Below are 15,075 nucleotides of genomic sequence, written 5' to 3' on the forward strand. Positions count from 1 at the left end.
CTAGTTCCATCGTGTGAGCCTACAGCCATGTAACGACGTTCGTTAGAGTATGAAAAACAATCCCCTTAGATATTTTCTAAGGGGCTGTTTCTATTCATTATTTCTCGGATGAAAGGAAGTATGAGTCTAATGTTTAGTTATTTGAATGAATAGCTTATTGATTTTCTACGAATTTTTTCTCGTCAAATCCGAACCAAGCTGCTTCCATGATACCTTCCATATCTTTGATTAGAGCTAATCTTGGGTTAGCTGGAGTACATTGATCTTCATATGCATCCATTGCTAAAGTAGGTAGAGCTGCTTTGAATGCTTCGTAATCTACACCGTGATCTCTGAAGCACATTGGAGTTCCTACACGTTTACCAAGTTCAAATACTGCTTGAGCATAAGAATCAACTGCTTGTTCAGGAGTATCAGCTTTTAACCCTAGCATACGAGCAATATCTTGGAATCTTTCATCCGCTTGATAGTGTTCGTATTTAGGCCATAGAGCCACTTTACCTGGACGAGTACCGTTGTATTTGATTACGTATGGTAATAATGTTGCGTTTGTTTCACCGTGAATAGTGTGGAATTTACCACCGATTTTGTGTGCCATTGAGTGAGAAATTCCTAAGAATGCGTTAGCGAAAGCCATACCTGCTAAACAAGAAGCATTGTGCATTTTTTCTCTAGCATCTTTGTCAAATTCTTTAACAGATTTTTCTAAGTTTTCGAATACAAGTTTGATTGCGCGAAGTGCTAATCCGTCAGTATAGTCGTTAGCAAGAATAGAAGTATAAGCTTCAGTTGCGTGTGTTAATACGTCCATACCTGTTGCAGCTGTTGGTCTAGCTGGTACTGTTTGAACTAGTACTGGGTCAACGATTGCTACGTGTGGAGTGATAGCATAGTCTGCTAACGGATATTTTTTATCATTTTCTTTATCAGAGATTACTGCGAATGGTGTAACTTCACTACCAGTACCTGATGTAGTTGGTACAGCGATGAATGTAGCTTTTTGTCCTAAGTGAGGATATTTAACAGTACGTTTTCTAATATCTGCGAATTTTTGAACTAGTTCAGTAAAGTCAGCATCTGGTCTTTCGTAGAATAACCACATGATTTTAGCTGCGTCCATTGGAGATCCACCACCTAGAGCTACGATAGCGTTAGGTTTGAAAGTGTTCATGATTTCTAATCCGCGTTTTACAGTTGTGATATCTGGGTTTGGTTCTACTCCAGCGAACACTTCATATTGAACTTTATTTTTACGACGGTTTAATTGATCGATGATACGTCCTGCAAACCCAAGTTTAACCATAGATTCATCAGTTACGATCATTACTCTCTCTAAACCCTCCATTTCACTAAGATACTTAATTGCATTTGGCTCAAAATAAACTTTTGGAGGTAATTTGAACCATTGCATATTGTTGTTTCTACGTCCGATTAATTTGATGTTTAGTAAGTTGATTGCATTAACGTTACCTGATACTGAGTTGCGACCATAGCTACCACATCCAAGAGTTAGAGATGGGATAAATGCGTTGTAAACATCCCCGATTCCTCCGAATGTAGAAGGGGAGTTCCAAACTACACGGCATGCTCGAACAACTTTACCGAATACTTCAGCAACTTCTTCATCTTGAGTGTGGATTGCTGCAGTATGCCCTAAACCGTTAAATTCAACCATTTGTCTAGCTTTTTCGATACCATCTTCAGTGCTAGTAGATTTTAATACAGCTAAAACTGGAGATAATTTTTCACGAGTAAGTGGTTCTTTAACTCCAACTTCGCTACATTCAGCAGCTAGGATTACAGTTCCTTTTGGTACTTCAAATCCAGCTAATTTAGCGATTTCTGTAGCTGGTTTACCTACGATAACAGAGTTTAATTTAGCTCCGGCACAGTTTTCAGAGTTTGCTTCAACACCGAACAGTAAGTTTTCTAATTTAGCTTTTTCTTCTTTAGTTACGAAGTGTACTCGATGTGATTTCATGATTTTAACGAATTCATCGTATAATTCTTTATCAACGATTGCGGCTTGTTCACTGGCGCAAATCATACCATTGTCGAATGCTTTACTTAATACGATGTCGTTAACTGCTTGTTTAAGTTTAGCGTCTTTGTGTACATAAGCAGGTACGTTACCAGCACCAACACCTAGAGCAGGTTTACCGCAAGAGTAAGCTGCACGAACCATTGCGTTACCACCAGTAGCAAGGATAGTAGCTACTCCATCATGGTTCATAAGTGCGTGAGTTCCTTCCATTGAAGGTTTTTCGATAAATTGGATACAGTTTTCAGGAGCACCTGCTTTAACTGCAGCATCACGAACGATACGTGCTGCTTGTTTAGAACATTCATTTGCAGATGGGTGGAAACTGAAAATTATTGGGTTACGAGTTTTTAAACAGATTAGAGATTTGAATACTGTTGTTGATGTTGGGTTAGTCGTTGGTACAACACCACAAACAACACCAACTGGTTCAGCTATTGCTGTAAGTCCATCAACGTCATCTTTATTGATTACTCCAACAGTTTTAAGATTGCGCATGTAGTTTACGATATATTCACATGCATATAAGTTTTTAATAGCTTTATCTTCAACAACACCACGACCAGTTTCTTCAACTGCTGCAACAGCTAGTTGTCCGTGTGCTTCAAGAGCTGCAACGGCTGCTGCTTGAACTATTGCATCAATTTTCTCTTGATCTTCGATCTTTTTGAATTCATCTAAAGCAACCAATGCTTTTGATACTAACGTATTTACTTCCTCAACTGGATCTACAGTTTGTAATTTTTCTTTTGCCATAATATTTAACTCCTTTTGATTAGGAAATTTATAACTGTAAGAGAATATATGTTATTTAAAATCTATAAGATTTTAAAAATCAATCTCCATTGTTATAAACACCTCTTATTTGATTACAGCTATATTTTATCATCTAAAAATAAGCAAGTAAATAGCTGTATTATAACTGAAAACTATATAAAATATATATTTTTTTATTCAATTTGAATGTACAAATATTTATTCGAGAAGAAAGTTTCTTCTTATCTAAAATTCTGTTATATAAATAAAATATCTTATAATTAAAGTATCTTTTTATTATATTAAGTTCCATAAAGTTTATGTTATATAACAGAATAAGAAGGTGTGCGGACTTGTAAAGAGTGAAATATTATGTTAAAAATAAAGATTGATTAATTGATAACTACTATCGTTTAATTAAAATGGAATACTATTATATAATAGAAGAGAGATTATTTTATGTATATTAAAATATTGAAATAAAGTTTGTGAGTATGATAATAGGTTATTATTAAAAACTTATCTTTGGTTAGGTGAACATTTTTAATCATAAGAAACATTGAAATGTTAATACATATTTTAAATTAAAAGCGGTAAATTCCCAAAGTAAATTCAAGAAGAAATTTATAAAAATTATAGTTATTAGTTGCTTTTTATTTCTATACTTGATATAATAGTCGCTAGAGTAATTTTATTACTCCTTACTCTTTAGAAAGCTAGAGAGTCGCAAAGACCAAAAGGAGGTAACACACATGAGAAAATATGAAGTAATGTTTGCTGTTCAACCACGTATCGAAGAAGAAGCTAAAAAAGCTGTGGTTGATAGATTCGTAAATATTCTTTCAGAAGGTGCAGAAGCAGTAGAAGTTAAAGATTTAGGTAAAAAACGCCTAGCTTATGAAATCGAAGACTTCAGTGATGCTTACTACTATGTAGTAGAATTAACTTCAGCAACAGATGCGTCTACAAAAGAATTCGATCGTTTAGCAAAAATTAGCGATGACATCATCCGTCACATGGTAGTAAGATTAGAAAAATAAGGGGTGAAATACTATGGTAAATCGTGTAGTATTAGTAGGTAGATTAACTAAAGATCCAGAATTGAGATATTCTAGTTCGAATATTCCAATGCTTTATTTCTCAGTAGCTGTAAACAGAACATTCACTGACCAAAATGGTCAAAGACAAGCAGATTTTATTAACTGTGTAGCTTTTAGAAAGCAAGCAGAAAATATGGCACGTTTCTTAGGACGTGGAAGTCTGATTTCTGTTGAAGGTAGAATACAGACTAGAAATTATCAAGGTAAAGATGGAAACACTGTTTATGTTACTGAAGTAGTAGCAGAAAGTGTTCAATTCCTTGAATCTAAAAATAGCTCTCATAGTAGACAAAACAATGGTTTTGACTCAATGAGTTTTAATCAACCTCAATCACAACCAGCGTATAATAACAATAATCAAAATTATTATAACAACAATACTAATCAAAACTTTGGACAAGCTAATTCAGCTATGCAAGATTTTATTAATGATAGTTCATCATTCTCTGATTTTGGGGAAAACTTCCCAAGTAATTTAGATGATGACTTCATGCAGGATGTAGTAAATCCGTTTAAAGAAGACTAAAATTACATAGGAGGACATGCACAATGGCAGTAACTAACAATCGTCGTAACAACATGCGTCGTCGTAAAAAAGTATGTTATTTCACTAAAAATAACGTAGAATATATCGACTACAAAGATGTAGAATTACTTAAAAAATTCATCTCAGAACGTGGGAAAATTTTACCACGTCGTGTAACAGGTACTTCAGCTAAGTACCAAAGAATGTTAACTACAGCAATTAAAAGAGCCAGACATATGGCACTTTTACCATACGTAGTAGACGAAAAATAAAAATAAAAGTGGAAAAGATGAGCTTAGGCTTGTCTTTTTTTTATACTTTGATATAATAAGAGTAAAATATATGGAAGATAACGGTTACAATGAGGAAAAAGTGATGGAATTAAGAAAATTAGATGAGACAAAGGTACTAAAAGATCCAGTGCATAGCTATATACATATTCATTATGAGGTTATTTGGAACTGTTTAGATAGCAAAGAGTTTCAAAGATTACGTAGGATAAGACAACTTGGTGGAGATTTTCAAGTATATCCAACAGCGGAACACTCGAGGTTTTCTCATTCACTTGGTGTATATGAGATAGTTAGAAGAATGGTGACGGAAATTAAGTCATTGAGTGCGGAATTGACTGAATATGAAAAAGTATGTGTAATGCTAGCTGGGTTGCTACATGATGTAGGGCATGGTCCGTTTTCTCATGCATTTGAACATGTTACTAGGCATAGTCATGAGGAATATACAGTAAAAATTATACTAGGAAACACAGAATTGAATTCTATATTAAAGTCCGTTTCAAAAGCGTTACCTGAAGATGTCGTTTCGATAATTCAGCATGCTCATAGTAACGATATATTGAATCAGATTGTGTCGGGACAGCTTGATGCAGATAGGATGGACTATTTATTACGTGATTCTTATTTTACAGCAACAAGTTATGGTCAATTTGATCTTGAAAGAATATTAAGAACTATACGTGTTAGGAAAACTGATGAAGGCAGAAAAGTAATTGTTGTAAAACATACTGGTATCCATAGCGTAGAGGACTATATTATGGCTAGATATCAGATGTACTGGCAAGTTTATTATCATCCTGTAGCAAGAAGTTATGAGGCGGTGTTTATTCAATTGTTTAATAGATTAAAGGATATTTTTGCCGAAAATAAATCTTACTTTGATGATATGAGGGTGTTGATACCTTTCTTAGAAAAGTCAGAAGTAACAGAAGAAGAGTATTTTAAATTAGATGAAAATGCTTTGTTATATTGTTGTACGTTGATACAAGAAAAAGGGGACAGTATTGCTGCAGATCTTGCCAAAAGATTACAAAATAGAAACCTGTTTGAGTATGTAGATTATAGTGAAGAAAATCTAGCTCAGATTAAAAATATGTTAGCTAAAAATGGGCTAGACGAATGTTATTATTTAAGGATTGATAATGTACAAACAAGTGTCTATACTCCATATAAAGGTAGAAAAATTTTAATAGAGAAATTAGATGGGGAAATAGTTGCATTAGAAAAAGCTAGTACCATTGTAGAATCAATAACAAAAGGACAGACTAAAAAAGAGGGGACTATATTCTTCCCTAGATAATAATATAAAAATTAAGGTAATAGAGAAGTAAGATAAGGCTGTTGTAAGGTCTAATGATTATCAAAAACTTCAGACTATTATCTTGATTTTTTTGTCGTCTAAATAAAGATGATAGGATTTTAAAATTTCATAATAATTGTCAGAAAATAAAATATTTTTAACTTACTATTGATTTTAGTTTTCGGAAATGTTATAATCATAATTACATTACAAAAAATACTAAAAATTGACAACGAAGGAGAGATGTAAAATGTTTAAATTAGCAAATGTAGCGAGACCAGGGGTAAGTGAATATATTTCAGGAAGTGGGGCATTGTCTGCACTTGATAACAGATTAGAAGGGTTTAAGACTCCTTTGATTGTTACTGGAGAAAAATCTTATGCGGCGTTTACAAAGTTTTATAAAGGAAATAGAGAGTTTAGGGTAGCGAAATATGATGGATCAGCATCGTATGAGGATATGCAACGCATTGCTGATGAGTACGGTGAAGGTGTTGATGTAGTTCTTGGAGTAGGTGGAGGACGTGTTATCGACACTGCGAAAGGTGTAGCACAAAACTTAAATGTTGAGTATATGACAGTACCAACAGTAATTGCAACTTGCGCACCTTATGCACCGGTAGCAGCGGTTTATCACCCAGATCACACATTTAGAGAGGTTGCATACTTTAAACGTACAGCTTATGCTTGTGTAGCTGACTTAGATTTATTGTTAGAATCACCAAAAGAATACTTTGTAGCAGGTATCGGAGATACTTTAGCTAAATGGTATGAAGCAGTAGTTTTAGTAGAAAGAAATAATAAATTTAATGATCCTTTTGTAAGAATGGGGTTAGAAGCAGCTAAAATCACTCGTGATGTGCTTTTACGTGATGCTAATGGCGCATTAGAAGCTATGGAAAAAGGTGAAGTAACAGAAAGTTTCAAAAATGCGGTGGATACAGTATTCGCTATCTCTGGATGTGTTGGATGCTTCGGTGTTCACTATGGACGTATGGCAGGAGCTCACGCAGTACACAACGGTATGAGTTTAGTTAAAGAAACACACTCTGTATTGCACGGTACAAAAGTATCTTATGGTATCTTAGTTCAATTACTTGCGGAAGGTAAGAAAGATGAAGTTGAGAAACTTGTTCCATTCTATAAAGCTAATGATTTAGCTTACAACTTAGCTTGTGTTAATGTAACAGAAGATGTAGAAGCGAAAATGCAAAAAATTGCAGAATTTGCAGCTAGTGAGAAAGAAACATTTAAACTTGCGGTTGATGTTTGTACTCCGGAAGTTGTGCTTACTGCGATGAAAGAATTAGAAGAATTAACTAAATAATAGAACGTAAAAAAAGACCTCGGATATTTTAATCTGGGGTCTTAAGTTTTACGTTTTATAAGTTGTTTTTTAAAGTTGGTACTAACATAGCGTTACTAATGTTTTGAGCAGTGTCGTCTTGTAGTAAATAATTAACTATTTCGTAACCGAATAGAATAGCTACGGCTGGACCTTGGGCAGTGATGACGTTTTTATCAACGATTACTGCTTTTTCGTTATTGTATAATTTGCAGTTGATTTCATTATCAAAACCTGGATAAGAAGTAGCTTCTTTGTCGATTAGTACACCTGCTTTACTTAAAACGATAGGAGCGGCACAGATAGCTGCAACAAGTTTTCCAGCGTTATACATATCTTGGTAGAATTTAATAATTTTATCATTATCACGAAGCAGTGTACTTCCTGGCATTCCGCCAGGGATTACTATAGCATCATAGTCTAAGATATTGTCGATGTCATTAATCTTTTTATCTACTATTATTTTCACGTCGTGAGAGCTTGTTATATAATCTTCATTGTTGGCAGAAATTAAGTCAACGTGAATATTTGCACGGCGTAGTATATCAAGTGGAGCGATAAGCTCCAATTCTTCACTTCCGTTTTCAACGAATAAAGCAACTTTTTTTGTCATAAGAAATCCTCCTAGTATATTTTGTGTAATGTGTATAGAATAAAATATTTCTCATGTTCTCTTATTGCGGTGAAGGACGCTTCCGACTAATTTTTCATGTGATTACACATGAAAAATGGATTCTACAGCTAGAAAATGAGCCGTAAGTCTCATTTTCTCCTAACAAAATTGAATTCAATTTTGTCGCCACCACGATAGAGAACATGAAATACATAATTATATATAAATTTAAATATTCAAAGGAATTGAGATGTAAAATCATTTTGTTTACTTATCATTTCTCTTTCTTTTAATTTTATTGTATTTTCAAAGAAAAATCAACCATCTACGGAAGATGGTTGATTAAGTTTAAACTCATTATTAATTATTTAGAAATTTCTAAAACTCCGTATCCAGTGTCGCGGCGTTTGTAAACAACAGAAATTTCGTTAGTATTACTATCTAAGAATGCGAAGAAATCGTGTCCTAGAAGTTCCATTTGGAATACAGCTTCTTCTCTTGTCATAACTTCTACTTTAAGTTGTTTAACTTTACCGAAGTCTAAAGCAGTTTCTTCAGTTTCTTCTAGTTCGCCAGTAAGAATATTTTCTTCAACAAATCCTTTTTCACGACCTTTTCTATTGATTTTTGTTTTGTGTTTTCTCATTTGACGTTCAAGTTTATCCACGACTAAATCAACAGCGGCGTATAAGTCTTCGTTAGTTTCTTCTGCACGAAGTGTTACACCTTTAAGTGGTACAGTGATTTCTATTTTTTTCTTATTATTTTTGTATACTTTAGCGTTAGCATAAACGTTCGCTTCTAAACTGTCAGCAAAGTATTTTTCTAATTTAGAAACTTTATTCTCAACATATTCTCTAATTGCTTGAGTAATTTCTAAATTTTCTCCTCGTACTTGATATCTTAACATTTTAAAGCACTCCTTTCATAAAGTAGACTAGCTACTTTATAGGGGGTTCCCCCTCTTTTTATAGTTTTATTATACCACTTTTTGATAACGTTAGCAATACAGTTTGCATAAAAATGTTGCTTTTAGAAAATATACATTTATTTTGCTTTATAAATATATTTTTGTTAAAATAAAATTAAACGTGAATAGTATGAAGTTAGAAGGATATATATAAACTTAAAATGTTAATAAAATGAGGAAAAGTACTGAAAAAATTTATTGAAAATTTATAGGTAGGGAGTTGTGAAAAATGTTTTTTAGGGAGTACTGTGAATTTATAGAAGCGCTGTATGTAGTTTATTATTCAAAAATGAGTAGTGAAGAAAAAAGTGTAAATTATAGGAATATTAAAGAAAGCTATGATAATTTTGGGGAAATTAATGAGGATTTTGAAGAGATTTATAATGATGTAACGACAGGAGCAGTCTGTACTTTAAAAGAGGAAGATTTATCTTTTTTAAGAAAGTACAATGGGCTGCTTTTATCTATTTCTAGGTTATTAAAATTAAATATAAAGATTCATTATTTAGATAATTGTCCTTATATTGAAAAGATATATTCACTAAGGTCGAATGGGGATAGATTCCATTGCTTACAGTGTGATAACAAAGATAAAAATTTATTTTTTAGTTTTATAAGCAAAGATCAGAAAATTACGTATTGTAAAAGATGTATAGATTTTGGAAGAAGTGATGATTATTGTATAAAATTTCACATAAATATACCGATGCCTGACTTGGAAATGCCAAAGTTGCCAAGTGTAAAGTTAAGTGATATTCAAGAAGAAGCAAGTGTTTCTTTAGTTCATAACATTAAAAATGGCAACAGCACGCTAATATGGGCGGTTTGTGGTGCAGGGAAGACAGAAATAGTGTATGCTGCGATATATCAAGCACTTTTATCTAATAAGCGAATTTGCCTAGCTATTCCGAGAAGAGATGTAGTAAAAGAACTGGTTGAAAGATTTATGCGTGATTTTAGAGGATATCCGATAAGTGTCTTACATGGTGAAGAAAAAACATTAGAGGATTCGAATTTTTATATTATGACTACCCATCAGCTTGTTAAATACTATAATTACTTTGATGTTATTATTATTGATGAGGTTGATGCTTTTCCGTATTCTGGGGACGAATGTTTGGAAAATGGAGCTAGAACCAGTTTGAGAGAAGAGGGGGTATTTGTATTTTTATCTGCAACACCGTCTGATAAGGTTAAATCTAGTGTTGAAGAAATCGTGAAAATACCTATACGATACCATAGATACCTGTTGCCTGTGCCAAAAATAAAAATTGAAAAAGCTGAGGTGTTTGAATTTTCAAAAAAATCCAAGTTCATCCAAGAATTTATAATGAGTAGTCTAGAGAAAAATCGACGTGTATTAATATTTATTCCAGAGATAGGAATGTGTGAGTCTGCGGTTTTATATTTTAAGAAGATTTTACCGGAAAAAGTATTAATAGACTTTGTGTATAGTGAAGATAAGCAGAGAAGCGAGAAAATTCAAAGATTTTATAATAGAGAAATAGATATTCTTGTAACTACTACAATATTGGAACGTGGGGTAACTTTTGATTATTTGGATGTTTTAGTTTTTGATGCGAATCATATAAATTTTACGAAAGCTGCTTTGATTCAAATCTCGGGAAGAGTAGGTAGAAAAGATTATGATAATTCTGGTGATATTGTATTTTTAGCTGATAAGATAAGTAAGGCTATGAAAGCAGCGGTTAAAGAGATTGAGTATATGAATAATTTAGCTAAATATAGAAAATTAAATAGAGGTAGAATATGAAATGTAGTTTTTGTGGATTAGAAATTAGAGAAAAATTGGGGTTTGATACATTATTTGAGAAAAAGGAGAAATTTCAACTTTGTACTACATGTAAAGAACATATTGATATAAATGTTATAGAAGTTGGGAGCTATTCGTTATATTATTTTTCAGATTATGAATTTATAAAAGATGTTATTTATTCAATAAAATATTTTGGAGATGTGGCTAACTCGTTAAAATTTAAAAAGCTTTTTGAGAATTTTTTTTCTTTTAATGAATTTGATTTAGTTACCATTGTTCCAGCTAATAGCATTCGAGAGATTATTCGGGGATTTGATCATATTGAACAGATTTGCAAGGTATGTGATGTGGAATTTGTAAAACTTCTTGGTTGCGAATATAGAGAAAAACAATCAAAATTGCATAAAGAAAGAATTGAGAATAAATATTATTTTTTATCTGATATACACAGTTTAGAGAATATTAAGAGTATTTTAATTATAGATGATATATATACGAGTGGAAACACACTGTTGGGTTGTGCTAAAGTTATCTCTAAAATGTACCCTCATATACAAATAAGTTTTTTAACACTTTCAAAAACAATTTAATGAGTTTTTTCGCTATACAAGTCTTATTTTTATGGTATAATGTTGAAGTTGGATTAAAATGTTGTGCCGAAGGTTATGGTTACAACGTTTTGTAAAAAAATTACTTAAATTATATAGTTGGGAGATGGTTAAAACAAAAATTTTATTTTCATTTATTATGATTGCGTTAATTTTAATTTTAGTAATTTTCTTATCTAAGAAATTTAAATTAAATAGGGATCAAATAATAATATTTTGGATATTAGTTTTATTCTGGTCTGCGATAAGTATTATACGTGCTTATAGGAAGTTATACGCAATCACACCGATTGAACAAGGTGGACTTTCTTTAACGCCGGTACTCGCAGCCCAAATAGCAGCAGGATATGGGCTTACAAGTTTAATTATAAGGTTGCCGATGTTTTTAGCGAGTGATATATTTAAAAGACGTAAAATATTTGTGCAAATTTCACTATTTTTACTAATAGTGACTTCATTTTTAGTTGCATTTAATGGTAATTACGTAACTTTATATTTATCTTCATTGTCGTTGGGTATTAGTGCAACTATGCTTGCATTATTTAATGTTATTTTCTCAGAGACATTTTCTAAAGATAAAGCGGCAGTCTCAGTTTCGATATTATCTGTAGCCCCATTATTAGCTGAATTTATTGCAGCTCCTATACAATATGTTTTTACAATGAACACGTATAAGCATTTTGATTATATGTGGATAGTTACGGGTGCTATTGCAATAGTAACGTTTATATTATCGTTTATGATGAAAGATTATCGTCCTGTTGATAGTGATTTTTCATTCGATAAGGTAAAAGTGGTAATTAAGCATAAGAGTTTTATTTATATTTGTTTATTAGCTTTATTGCTTTCGTTTATAAAATTCTCAACAAGTGGCGCTAATATGATTGCTTATGGTAAAACAGAGTTAAACATGACACCTCTTATGCTTGCGTATATGGATGCTGTTTTTGCAGTACCTCAGCTTATTGCGGGAGTTCTTGTAGGGGTATATTTTACAAGAAAATGGGGTATACAAAAGACCTTATTATTCCTATTAGGATGTTCATTAGCATTTTATGTAATAGCGTTATATGTTAACAATCCGTATGTTATTTATGCTAGTTATATCTTAAATGGATTAGGATATGGTGGAGCCTATAATGCATTAATTTCTTTAGCTATGCAATATTTTGATAGAGAGTATCGTAATATAAGTATGGGAATCTATCAAGCATTCTTCGCGTTAGGTATTTACTACGGAGATTATGTTTATGTGTGGATAGCTAAACACGTTAAAAATGGATTGTTTGGTTTCACGCAAAGTAAATCTATTTTCCTTATTGTAATAGGTATAACTTTAGTAAGTATGCTTATGGTTAAAATTAAAGTTAGAGATAATTAAAAAAAGAGCGATTCGGAAATCGTGATTTCTTAGAAATCATGTTTCGTGTCGCTCTCTTTTTATATAAAGGTATTTGTGGTACGTTATTAGCACATGAATTCTTTTATGAAAGTGATTGGTGAATCTAATGAATTACAAATAACGAAGTAATAGAATCAGTTTCTATGAAACGGCATTCTTGAGTCGTTTTTTATGTTTTAAATTTGTGTATTATGATATCTTCTTTTTTATAAAGTTTACATATATTTCAGTTTTTATTAAGAGAATTGTAATATAAAAAAACATATATTTTTTCGGTTTTTACTTTTAAATTTCTTCATAAAGTGCTAATATATATATATATATATATCGAACTGTATCTTATATAAATAAATTATTATTAATGTATTATCATATTAATTTTACACATAAAAAATATTTTATATTTTTATCAATATTGTAAGATTGTATAGCTAATCAAAAATAAAAGGGAATCGGTGCTAAATGCGATTTAGTTATTACATACTATAAAATAATAGTAGTTTGTATATCGATTATATAACTTTATTTAAAGAAATTTAAGGAGGGAATTATTTTGGTAGGAAAAAATAATCAGTATTTAAAAAAAATAAAGCAAGGGACAAAAGTAGAAACCTACTCAATTAAAAAATTTAAAGTAGGGATAGCTTCTGTTGCTATAGGATGTAGCGTGTTCTTCGGTGCAGGTGCGGTAGCGATGGCGGGAGAACAAACAGGTGCACCAGTACTAACGGGAGAAAGCAATACAACTGTAGTACCCAAAGGTGAAGAAAGAGCAATAACAGGAAATCAATCAGCTACAGGAGCTCAGTTTAATCCGACACCGGCTAAAGAAGGAAAAATAGAGCCAGAAAAACCTAAAGCTACTGTTAATAAAGCGAAATTAGAAACGTTAATAAAAGAAGTTGAAGGATTAAACTTAGAAAAATATACAGAAGAATCTGTAAAAGTGTTAAAAACAGAATTAGCTAAAGCAAAAGAGGTCTTTGAAACAGCTCAAAATAAAGAAGAAGTTGAAGCTGCGTGGAGAACGCTATTTACTTATAAAAATAGCAAATTAGTAGTGAAAAAAACTTCAAAATTACCACAAGATAACACTCCTAAACCAAATACAACAAATGGTAAAGCAACAGCAGGAAGAAACGCAGAAAATACTGAACCAAATGGCACAAATATTGCAGGACATAATCATAGTATGAACGGGACTACTCGATCTGAAGGTAGTGGGTTTAGAGATGCAAGTACAGAACTAACAGATATTGAATGGGGAATTAAGAGTGGTTTTGGGGATTCTTACAGAACTAATGATAGAAGAGTATTTGTAGTGCGTAATGATGATTCAACTTTCAAAGTACCTATTAAAATTGTTTCTGGTAGTAATAATATTACTGAGTTAACAGCAACTAGTGCTTCTGGTGCAGCCTTAACATTGACTCCAAAAAATGTTGGAAGTAAAAATGCAGTGTTAACTGTATCAGGAAGATTTTCTGATTCGAAAAAAGGTAGTGATGTTATCAATGTAACTGTAAAAACAGGTAGCGGGCAAAAAACATTTCAAGTCGGAGTATATCATCCGTTTCAAAAACCAACAATTGAAGTTCCAAGTAATGTACCACAAGGAACAACAATAAACGACTATTTGAAAGACAAGGCAGGGACAAAACCTACTATTAATGTCACACTTCCGGTAGCTCCTAAGATTCCGACTGGAGCTGAAATGAAGGTATATTTAATAGGTTCATATGATTCTACAGATTATACACAGGACGATCAAAATCAAAACCCGCATGATTATGATATATTAGCTACAAAAACTGTCACAGAAGGAAATACCACTGTTACGATAGAAGAAAGCGACTATAAAAAGAATTTGCCTGCAAGGGAAATTCGAGCTTTAACAGTTATTGAATTATCTAGTGAACTTTCAGGAAGAACACCAGATACAAACCCAGGTATACGTGGTTCATATTATAGTGATCCGGCAACTGTGGGAAATCCGACACCTGCAGTAGATAAGAATGGAGCAATAAACGCAATAACAACAGAAGCAGAGAAACAAAATAGAGTAATAGATAGTAAACAAAATGTGCTTACTTCTACTGAAGTAGCTGATTTTAAAGCGATGGTTACTCATGCAGCACAAACAGCGAAAGATAATATTAATAAGACAGATACTGATACTGAGACTAAGGTTAACACTGAGAGAGATAAAGGGATTTTAGCATTAGATAAAATAGGTGCAATAGTAGAAGTAGAAGCAGCTAAAAAAGCCAAAGATGCCGCAATTGAAGGTAATGCGAATATCACAGACAAAGCAGCAGCTAAAGCACCAATAGCAACAGCAGCA

The 15,075-nt window shown here is 32.4% G+C and carries 12 protein-coding genes; 9 read left to right on the plus strand and 3 right to left on the minus strand.

What is annotated here, in order from left to right:
• Window positions 1-154 precede the first annotated feature (154 nt).
• Window positions 155-2,797, minus strand: coding sequence for a bifunctional acetaldehyde-CoA/alcohol dehydrogenase (gene adhE, locus RWS90_RS06385; protein ID WP_314549702.1), 2,643 nt, complete (start codon window positions 2,795-2,797; stop codon window positions 155-157).
• A gap of 752 nt (window positions 2,798-3,549) precedes the next feature.
• Here adhE and rpsF point away from each other — a divergent pair.
• From rpsF to RWS90_RS06410, 5 genes are all read left to right on the plus strand, one after another.
• Entirely contained in the window at window positions 3,550-3,837 is a 288-nt protein-coding gene (gene rpsF, locus RWS90_RS06390) for a 30S ribosomal protein S6 (RefSeq protein WP_314549704.1), read from the plus strand.
• Window positions 3,838-3,850: 13 nt separating this feature from the next.
• Window positions 3,851-4,423 (plus strand): single-stranded DNA-binding protein, encoded by a 573-nt coding sequence (locus RWS90_RS06395; protein ID WP_314549707.1) that lies wholly within the window; start codon window positions 3,851-3,853, stop codon window positions 4,421-4,423.
• A gap of 23 nt (window positions 4,424-4,446) precedes the next feature.
• Window positions 4,447-4,695 carry a 30S ribosomal protein S18 gene (gene rpsR, locus RWS90_RS06400; protein ID WP_399541578.1) on the plus strand — a complete coding sequence of 83 codons (249 nt, stop codon included), beginning with the start codon at window positions 4,447-4,449 and terminating at the stop codon, window positions 4,693-4,695.
• 70 nt (window positions 4,696-4,765) lie between these two features.
• Window positions 4,766-6,016, plus strand: coding sequence for an HD domain-containing protein (locus tag RWS90_RS06405; protein ID WP_314549710.1), 1,251 nt, complete (start codon window positions 4,766-4,768; stop codon window positions 6,014-6,016).
• A gap of 250 nt (window positions 6,017-6,266) precedes the next feature.
• Entirely contained in the window at window positions 6,267-7,343 is a 1,077-nt protein-coding gene (locus tag RWS90_RS06410) for an iron-containing alcohol dehydrogenase family protein (protein ID WP_314549712.1), read from the plus strand.
• Between the two features lie 55 nt (window positions 7,344-7,398).
• Here RWS90_RS06410 and RWS90_RS06415 read toward each other — a convergent pair whose 3' ends face one another.
• Together RWS90_RS06415 and hpf are read right to left on the minus strand one after the other, a co-directional pair.
• Window positions 7,399-7,974, minus strand: coding sequence for a DJ-1 family glyoxalase III (locus tag RWS90_RS06415; RefSeq protein ID WP_314549713.1), 576 nt, complete (start codon window positions 7,972-7,974; stop codon window positions 7,399-7,401).
• 364 nt (window positions 7,975-8,338) lie between these two features.
• Window positions 8,339-8,884, minus strand: a complete 546-nt coding sequence (hpf, locus tag RWS90_RS06420) for a ribosome hibernation-promoting factor, HPF/YfiA family (protein WP_314549715.1) — start codon at window positions 8,882-8,884, stop codon at window positions 8,339-8,341.
• Between the two features lie 289 nt (window positions 8,885-9,173).
• On the opposite strand from hpf, the gene RWS90_RS06425 reads away from it, so the two are divergent.
• The 4 genes from RWS90_RS06425 to RWS90_RS06440 form a co-directional block, all read left to right on the plus strand.
• The gene (locus RWS90_RS06425) at window positions 9,174-10,718 is read left to right on the plus strand and encodes a DEAD/DEAH box helicase family protein (RefSeq protein ID WP_314549716.1); all 1,545 of its coding nucleotides are present in this window, start codon (window positions 9,174-9,176) and stop codon (window positions 10,716-10,718) included.
• Window positions 10,715-11,311 carry a ComF family protein gene (locus tag RWS90_RS06430; protein ID WP_314549719.1) on the plus strand — a complete coding sequence of 199 codons (597 nt, stop codon included), beginning with the start codon at window positions 10,715-10,717 and terminating at the stop codon, window positions 11,309-11,311. Before RWS90_RS06425 ends, RWS90_RS06430 begins: the two co-directional genes overlap by 4 nt.
• A 58-nt stretch (window positions 11,312-11,369) precedes the next feature.
• Window positions 11,370-12,710: an MFS transporter gene (locus RWS90_RS06435; RefSeq protein WP_314549721.1), complete on the plus strand. Its 1,341-nt coding sequence runs from the start codon at window positions 11,370-11,372 to the stop codon at window positions 12,708-12,710.
• A gap of 574 nt (window positions 12,711-13,284) precedes the next feature.
• Window positions 13,285-15,075: YSIRK-type signal peptide-containing protein (locus tag RWS90_RS06440; RefSeq protein ID WP_314549723.1), on the plus strand; the 1,791-nt coding region annotated here is incomplete at its 3' end.

The sequence above is a fragment of the uncultured Gemella sp. genome, from assembly GCF_963529685.1.
Taxonomy (GTDB): domain Bacteria; phylum Bacillota; class Bacilli; order Staphylococcales; family Gemellaceae; genus Gemella.

Coding starts and splice junctions, on each gene's coding strand:
- adhE (WP_314549702.1), bottom strand. CDS start 2,797: ATGGCAAAAGAAAAATTACAAACTGTAGATCCAGTTGAGGAAGTAAAT.
- rpsF (WP_314549704.1), top strand. CDS start 3,550: ATGAGAAAATATGAAGTAATGTTTGCTGTTCAACCACGTATCGAAGAA.
- RWS90_RS06395 (WP_314549707.1), top strand. CDS start 3,851: ATGGTAAATCGTGTAGTATTAGTAGGTAGATTAACTAAAGATCCAGAA.
- rpsR (WP_399541578.1), top strand. CDS start 4,447: ATGGCAGTAACTAACAATCGTCGTAACAACATGCGTCGTCGTAAAAAA.
- RWS90_RS06405 (WP_314549710.1), top strand. CDS start 4,766: ATGGAAGATAACGGTTACAATGAGGAAAAAGTGATGGAATTAAGAAAA.
- RWS90_RS06410 (WP_314549712.1), top strand. CDS start 6,267: ATGTTTAAATTAGCAAATGTAGCGAGACCAGGGGTAAGTGAATATATT.
- RWS90_RS06415 (WP_314549713.1), bottom strand. CDS start 7,974: ATGACAAAAAAAGTTGCTTTATTCGTTGAAAACGGAAGTGAAGAATTG.
- hpf (WP_314549715.1), bottom strand. CDS start 8,884: ATGTTAAGATATCAAGTACGAGGAGAAAATTTAGAAATTACTCAAGCA.
- RWS90_RS06425 (WP_314549716.1), top strand. CDS start 9,174: ATGTTTTTTAGGGAGTACTGTGAATTTATAGAAGCGCTGTATGTAGTT.
- RWS90_RS06430 (WP_314549719.1), top strand. CDS start 10,715: ATGAAATGTAGTTTTTGTGGATTAGAAATTAGAGAAAAATTGGGGTTT.
- RWS90_RS06435 (WP_314549721.1), top strand. CDS start 11,370: ATGTTGTGCCGAAGGTTATGGTTACAACGTTTTGTAAAAAAATTACTT.